The organism is Paenibacillus sp. DS2015 (assembly GCF_050433705.1).
GTDB lineage: Bacteria > Bacillota > Bacilli > Paenibacillales > Paenibacillaceae > Paenibacillus_AQ.
In genome coordinates this window covers 1-7,167 of sequence record NZ_JBNPWS010000062.1, presented here as the reverse complement: position 1 = coordinate 7,167, position 7,167 = coordinate 1, and the positions used below count along the sequence as shown (strand labels likewise).

9 protein-coding genes are annotated in these 7,167 nt (G+C 38.3%); 8 read left to right on the top strand and 1 reads right to left on the bottom strand.

The genetic code is table 11. The features are described from left to right. Positions 1–201: 201 nt before the first annotated feature. Positions 202–690, top strand: a complete 489-nt coding sequence (locus tag J2T13_RS25870) for an SMI1/KNR4 family protein (RefSeq protein ID WP_429375557.1) — start codon at positions 202–204, stop codon at positions 688–690. Between the two features lie 220 nt (positions 691–910). On the opposite strand, the gene J2T13_RS25865 is transcribed toward J2T13_RS25870, so the two are convergent. Beyond that, positions 911–1,789, bottom strand: a complete 879-nt coding sequence (locus J2T13_RS25865) for a LysR family transcriptional regulator (protein WP_429375555.1) — start codon at positions 1,787–1,789, stop codon at positions 911–913. Between the two features lie 114 nt (positions 1,790–1,903). Here J2T13_RS25865 and J2T13_RS25860 point away from each other — a divergent pair, with 114 nt between their 5' ends. From J2T13_RS25860 to J2T13_RS25830, 7 genes are all read left to right on the top strand, one after another. Next, the gene (locus J2T13_RS25860; protein WP_429375553.1) at positions 1,904–3,313 is read left to right on the top strand and encodes an MFS transporter; all 1,410 of its coding nucleotides are present in this window, start codon (positions 1,904–1,906) and stop codon (positions 3,311–3,313) included. A 660-nt stretch (positions 3,314–3,973) separates the two neighbouring features. After that, positions 3,974–4,681, top strand: a complete 708-nt coding sequence (locus tag J2T13_RS25855) for a class I SAM-dependent methyltransferase (RefSeq protein WP_429375552.1) — start codon at positions 3,974–3,976, stop codon at positions 4,679–4,681. A 104-nt stretch (positions 4,682–4,785) separates the two neighbouring features. Beyond that, on the top strand, positions 4,786–5,088 hold the full coding sequence (locus J2T13_RS25850) for a hypothetical protein (RefSeq protein WP_429375550.1): 303 nt from the start codon (positions 4,786–4,788) through the stop codon (positions 5,086–5,088). 58 nt (positions 5,089–5,146) lie between these two features. Next, a complete protein-coding gene (locus J2T13_RS25845) occupies positions 5,147–5,680 on the top strand; it encodes a GNAT family N-acetyltransferase (RefSeq protein ID WP_429375548.1) in 534 nt (177 codons plus the stop codon). A 42-nt stretch (positions 5,681–5,722) separates the two neighbouring features. Next, positions 5,723–6,022, top strand: a complete 300-nt coding sequence (locus J2T13_RS25840) for an alpha/beta fold hydrolase (RefSeq protein WP_429375546.1) — start codon at positions 5,723–5,725, stop codon at positions 6,020–6,022. A 120-nt stretch (positions 6,023–6,142) separates the two neighbouring features. Further along, positions 6,143–6,646: a DUF6985 domain-containing protein gene (locus tag J2T13_RS25835; protein WP_429375545.1), complete on the top strand. Its 504-nt coding sequence runs from the start codon at positions 6,143–6,145 to the stop codon at positions 6,644–6,646. 105 nt (positions 6,647–6,751) lie between these two features. Next, positions 6,752–6,988: a DUF4111 domain-containing protein gene (locus tag J2T13_RS25830; protein WP_429375559.1), complete on the top strand. Its 237-nt coding sequence runs from the start codon at positions 6,752–6,754 to the stop codon at positions 6,986–6,988. Positions 6,989–7,167 lie beyond the last annotated feature (179 nt).

Sequence of the window (7,167 nt, the reverse complement as noted above, 5' to 3'; positions counted from 1 at the left end):
GAGGTGTTTTTGTCAATACGGATAAATTTATTGATTTCTTCTTACGGTCTTAAGGGTTTAAGCTGATAATCCAGCTGCGAAAGTTGAGTTAATAATTATGAAAGGAAGTATAGAGGGTTCACTACAAATTTCAATAAAGGAATTTCAGGAAATGAATGGAACAGATATAAATGCCAATTCGGTTTTGAACTTCCCGAGAATATGAAGGAGCTCTTTTCATTGTGTAATGGTGATAACGATAGATTTATAGCAGGGTCTATCTTAGGAATGAAGTTTTTATCCTTGGATAAGGTTTATTCTGAGTGGAAAGTACAAAAAGAATTGCATTCATCACTTTCGGTTACAGATCTCCAGGATCTAAATAAACGTTGTACTTCAGTAGAGCCTGGAAAAATAAAATGTCACTGTATTAATACTTTATGGGTACCCATTGCAGACGATAGTGGTGGAAATTACATAGGAATTGATTTAGATCCAGAGGATAATGGTAAAGTAGGACAAATAATAAACTTTGGAAGAGATGAAAATGAAAAGATAGTAATAGCAAATAGTCTAAATGAATTTGTTGTTCTTATAGCAGATATTATAGAGAGTGATGAATGTGTAATTGAGGAATTTGAAGATCAAAATGTATTTGTATTTAATGGTCATTGGCATGCTATCGATTATTTAAAAGTTAGAAAAACCTAAGAAAATTGAAGATAAATCAAGGAAGTCGATGCCATCGCTTAACCTCGTATTCATGTATCGGGCATCGTCCTTCGGTTGTCATATGTATAATCATGTAAGAAGGATCAGACAACAAGAGCTATATAAGTCTAGCCCTGCAAAAGCTGTTAGCTGTTTAACAGACGGGGACCTTTTTATATCCCCGAGTTCAGTGATCAGCACGAAACTTTGATTAAATTGTCTATTTAGATATCGCCTCAAAATATTCTTCAACGACCTCACGGAATTCCATAGCAGCCCGCGAAATGTACCGACTTCTGTGCCATAGTAAAGCTATCTCCCGTACCAATTCGTGATTCTCTACTTGGAGATATTTGATATGTTCCTGTGAATACCTTGCCGTGCTTGGTATGAAGGCTATGCCAATTTCGGCTTCCACAAGAGCAGTTAGCCTTGCAGGTTCATCCCCCTCATATACATATTTAGGTACAAATCCAACCGATTTACATACAGAGTCCACTAAATCGCGAGTACCATAACCTCTCTTTACACCGACAAACCATTCATCCTTTAGTTCTGTCAAGGATATGCTACTTCGGTCTGCCAGTCGATGTCCCTTTGGAACAGCTACAAGGATGGGGTCGATGTACACGATTTGACATTCAATATCATCCCCTTCTATAGGAGGTGAGGACAAGCAGAAATCGATCTCTCCTCTATGAAGAAGCGTAACCATTTCCTGTGTGGTCAGCATTTGTACATGAAATTGGATATTTGGCTGCTTTTTCCGAAACTCTCGAAGGATATTAGGTAACGTGCTTGCGGTGGTCACCGCCAATTCGAGTGTGCCATGTTCCCGACTGGATAAATCGTTAAGCTCTTGCTTTCCCTGTTTTAATTCAAACAAAGCTCTTTCTGCACGGCGAAGGAAACGGCTACCGAACTCATTCAATCGAAGATTTCTCCCTATTCGATCGAACAGAGGGACGCCTAGATCTTCCTCCAAGCGTTGAATCGTTTTGCTTAATGATGATTGAGTAACGTGCAGACTTCGTGCTGCTTCGGTCACATGTTCCAACCGAGCTACCACGAGAAAATATTCCAGTTGAAGAAGTTCCACTTCACATCCTCCATTCATTCCTTCAAGTCAATGAAATCATAACATAGAATGCGTTGGAATGAATAAATAATTTCAAGTACAATGTCATCAATAGACTTTGAGGGGGAAGCAAAAATGAATGTTCGCAGCAGGTGGTTGTTGATTTCCGTTGGACTGGGGGTGCTATTGAACCCATTAAATTCTTCGATGATTTCTGTTGCTATTGCAAGACTGCAAAGTGTGTATCACCTTGACTTTACAGGTGTTTCTTGGATTATTTTTTCTTTCTACATTGCGAGTGCTATCGCTCAACCTGTCATGGGAAAGGCGAGTGACTTATTCGGTCGCAGGAAGATATTTCTTGCCGGGCTTGTTGTATCCTTCGTTGCATCATTATTAGCTCCACTATCACCAAATTTTGAGTGGCTCATCGTATTCCGCATTGTGCAAGCTATCGGAACAAGCATGATCGTTTCCGTTGGAATGGCTATTGTGCGAATTCATATTACGGAGAAACAAGCCACTGCGCTGTCAGTTATGTCCATATTCCTGTCAGGAGCGGCAGCCATTGGACCCTTTATTGGTGGGGTTTTGATTCACTGGTGGGATTGGCATGCTATCTTTTTCGTCAATATTCCGTTCGTGGTGATGAGCTATCTATTAGCGTGGAGGACTATTCCTAAGGACGAATTTCGAATATCCGTTGCACGGGGAATGTCCCTTCGTAAATGGTTTGATTTGATTGATGCGTCAGGGATCCTGCTCTTCACAGTGGGTCTGGTTACCCTACTCATTGGAGTACTGTCAGCAAAATCATCGGCTCATGTCTCATTTGGGCATATCATTGTTGGGCTGTTGGGCCTCGTACTACTTGCGACTTTCGTACGACATGAATTAAAAGCGACGTCACCTTTTATTCCTTTACGCACATTTGCCAAATATCCTTCGATGACTTGGGTCAATATCGAATTTATACTCGTTAATTTACTTTATTACTCGCTCTTTTTTGGGCTTCCATCCTACTTGCAAATGGTACGTCATGTCAGCGAGTTCCACACAGGGATTCTCATGCTAAGCTTAGGGCTGTGCTCGCTCGTTGCTTCTCCAATAGCAGGACGATGGATAGATAAATCAGGGCCCAGGCCAGCATTGCTAGTATCCGGAATACTGATGACATTGGGGTCAGTATGGATCGTGACATTGAATCAAACGTCATCGGTTATCAGTGTGTGTTTGGCTTTAGCTGCATTCGGTGTTAGCAACGGTTTGAACAGTGTCGGTATGCAAGCGGCTTTGTTCAAAAGTTCTCCAAAAGAAATTATTGGTGTAGCATCCGGATTATTTATGACATCGAGATACTTGGGAACCATTCTATCTTCGTTGTTGATAGCTAGCGTAATGGGGGATAAGTTCAGCGCCGAGGGATTTCGACTGTTAGGGGTTATCCTCACGGTAATTGCGTTATCCTTGGTATTCATGATTTGGCGGCGCCGGGAGACAGGGCAATTGAAAGATGGGGAGGACGTCTCCACCTCTAATGTTTAACTATAATATACCGAAATTTATCTCGAATCGGTGCTACTAGGTCGTTTACACTCATCTGGTTAGTAAAATTGTGGTATGCGAAGATAAACAAATGAAAATATAAGTATTTGGATGGGTTGCGCAGTTGCATAAATTCATGTTGAACGATGTCGCGAATATTTATCGGCCTATGGTATTTGTTATTTACTTCCACCTCTTAATGTAGCAGAATATAAGAGAATTCACTTTCAAACGGCTAAGATTAGCGTGCTAATTCACACTCACCAATGAAGACATACCTTCCTCCTCCAAGATCAGACATCATGACAAAAAGTATGCCATTTCATCGCGCTCACCCAATATTCCATTCGCGAAAAAGAACGGTTTGAATCAAACCTTGCATGAATGAATACCTTTCTTTTCACTAGATGATAAAGGAAGTTATGGTGAAATAGCACTAAAGTATTGTGGAATTTAAAAAACTATCGCGTAGTGGTTTAGTTAAACACCGAATTCACGCATCCGGGATGAAGCCGCTTGGTCCGTTGACCGAAGTGTTTTCATAGGATCATAGTCAGATAACACGTGACTGGTCTAAGATAAGAGCTTTTTAAGGTCGAGTCACGTCAAGTCGTAGATACCAAATGGTAGATGAAACTTGCAGAAGCTTGAGGTGAGGGTATGTACAGAGTAGCGAATATAAGAACAGAAGAGAAGAAATATCATGACTTCTGTTACGATAATTATAGTTTATTTGAGCCAGGATCTTGGCTGCATAAACCCGTAAAAACGGTAATCGATCTATTAGAAGAATATAAAGATAAAGAATACTTAAGTGTTCTAGATTTAGGATCTGGAGTGGGTAGGAATAGCATTCCCATAGCCCAATCAATGAAGAATAGAAACGGGAAAGTAGTTTGTGTTGATCTATTAGAGTCTGCTATTGATAAATTACATGATAATAGTCAAAAATCTGGGGTCGAACAATTTATTGTGACAAGGCTATCAGACATTGAACAATTCACTATCGAACAAGAGGAATATGACATTATTATAGCTGTATCCGCCTTAGAACATGTGAGTTCGGAAAGAACATTGGCAAATAAACTTAATGAGATGACTTTTGGAACCCGAAAAAGTGGGGCCAATTGCATAATAATTGGATCTAATATACAAGAAGTTAATCTCGAAAATGGACAAGATCTAGATCCGATGTTTGAAGTGAATATTACTACAGAAAGAATGTTGGAGTTATTAGATCATCAGTATGCTACGTGGGAAATTCAAAAGCGATTTGTAAAAAAATTAGAATATGATATTAACAGAAATGGTCAATCCGTAAAACTAATAACTGACTGTATAACTTTCGTAGCCAAGAAAATGATGTGAGTTAATTTATAGATGTAGTTCAACACAATATTCGTGCTGTGGATCATGTTACCCTTGATCTGCTGTAATAGTTCAATGGCAACAATTTTTGAGGGGGGTCACAAATGAAGGTAGATAAACGATTATTAATCGAATCAATAATAGTCTCAATCTTAATTGTTCTAGCATTTATTGGATGGGAAATAGTTCGAGGTATGCTTTTAACAAAGAATTATGTACCCGACATACTTGAAAGTTATAAGACAATTGAATATTTACAACATAAACTCTCATTTGGAATTATAATCAGAAGTAAATGGATAACAGTGCTTATGGGCTTTAGCGGATTTTTGTTTATGGTAGTAACGTATTATGGAATTCGAGTATTGCTGAATAGGATGATAAAGAAAAATAGTGCACCTAAATGACTTGATTGAAAACATAAGATATAGACTGATTATTAAGATAATTCGAAGGAGCTACTCTATGAAGATTAAATTGCAATTAACCAGTAAAAACGAAGCATATATAATAAAAAATTTATACCCTCTATATTTGTATGATTTATCAGAACATTATGTCAGATTTCCGAATATTCATGGAATTTATGAAGATAGTGATGAGTGTAGAACATTGGGTGACCAATATGAGGTTCAGAATATTTGGTGGGAAAAACCGGGTTGCTTATATCCCTATTTGATTCTGGTTGACGATAAACCAGCAGGGTTTATTCTCATTGGAACACCTCCACATTGTGCAGAGGGAATAGATTATTTTGTTAATGAATTCTTTTTACTCCGCTCCTTTAGAGGTCAAGGTATAGCCGAACAGGCGGCTATTAAAGTGTTTGAGCAATTCCAAGGGAGATGGGAACTGTTTACCAATCCATCTGAAAGAAACGTTATAGGGCAAAAATTTTGGCGGAAGACAGTTTCGAATTATAATCAAGAGGATTATGTTGAGCTGTACGGAGATACTTTTGACGGCTATAAACTGATTTTTCAATTTTATAATCTTTAGTCAACATACGACCTAGCCTAAATAAGTTCATTTGATAACGGCTTGCTGGAATGGACGACGGCCGAGGGGAGCGATTTATCGGCTCCACGAATAACGAAACTTACCAGTGAAGGTACGCCGATTGTAATGATTCATGGATGGGGCCCGGACCACAGACCGATGAAAGGGTGCATGGAACCTATCTTCCAAACCAGTAATACAGATTGGAAGCGTATTTACTTTGATTTACCTGGAATGGGTAAGACCAAAGGAGATAATTTGCAAATTGAACAGGATACTCTGTTTTCAGAGACGGTAAAAGAATGGTTACATAGAGTTACTAGCTGTAGCAGCATCGAATAACAGGATATCACCCCTTGATCTACCCGAGGTATTTTCGATGATGAATAATCAGGCGTTACATCCGCTATCTAAAGGGAGTAGACGTAAACCCATTAAATGAATAAATAAAGGAGGTAAATAATGCATCTCATTAAAAATATCAAAAAAGAAGAAAATGACGTGAGTGGTGAGGTCTACTTTCCGTTATTTAATAGTTACATTGGGTTAGAATATCAAGATAGTATTCCAATGGAATATATTAAGAAATGTGCAGAGTACCTGAATACACTAAGTGAGGAGACTATATCGACAATCTGTAAGTATTCCTTGGACTTTTGTAGGGATGTAATAAGTTATTCACCGGACGTGGATTATACTGAAGAACTTATAGGTATAACTTTAGCAAAAGATATATTGAAATTTATTGAACCAGTAGCTCTTACAATTGACGAACCAGATGATATAAATATTTGTGGTATTAATCTTTACTGCCGATGTGCTTGGGACCAAGATAATGATATGCAAATTCTAATCAACAATAATAATGTCGTTTACATTGGCACATTTGACGGACTTGATGCATGGCAGAAAAATTTATCGGATTGGGGTAATTATATAACGGGATATAGACTATGTGATGATTAACAATTAGTTATGTGTCAGGAGGTAAATGATTTTAGATAGGGTAATTAAAAGTGAGTTAATTAGAGTATTTGTCTATGAAGGGAATAGTAAAGCAAACAGTATTATATAGCATCAATTCTTCATGATGTAGAAGGTCCCAGACAAGAAATCATTGATAACCAAGTGTATTATACCTTAAACCTTTGTAGAGTTTTACTTTATTTGAAGGAAGGGAACGTGTCTTCAAAAAAGGAAGGTGGAGAATGGGGAGTAAAGGTATTGCCTTATGCATATCATGGATTGCTAGAAAAATTTCTAGGTGACTATATAGGAGAAGCACAGGAGAGCGAGTGTATCTGTTAACTTAAAAGTACGCCAACGTAATCATTTAAACTCCCCCACCCAAACCGATATAACCCATAGAATCATAACGATGATGTGGGGGTCGGGAGAGATGATCAGTTTGATTCAAAAACAGAATATTATCTTGATGCATTATCGAGAAGGAAGATCACAGAGAGAGATTGGCCGAATGACAGGAG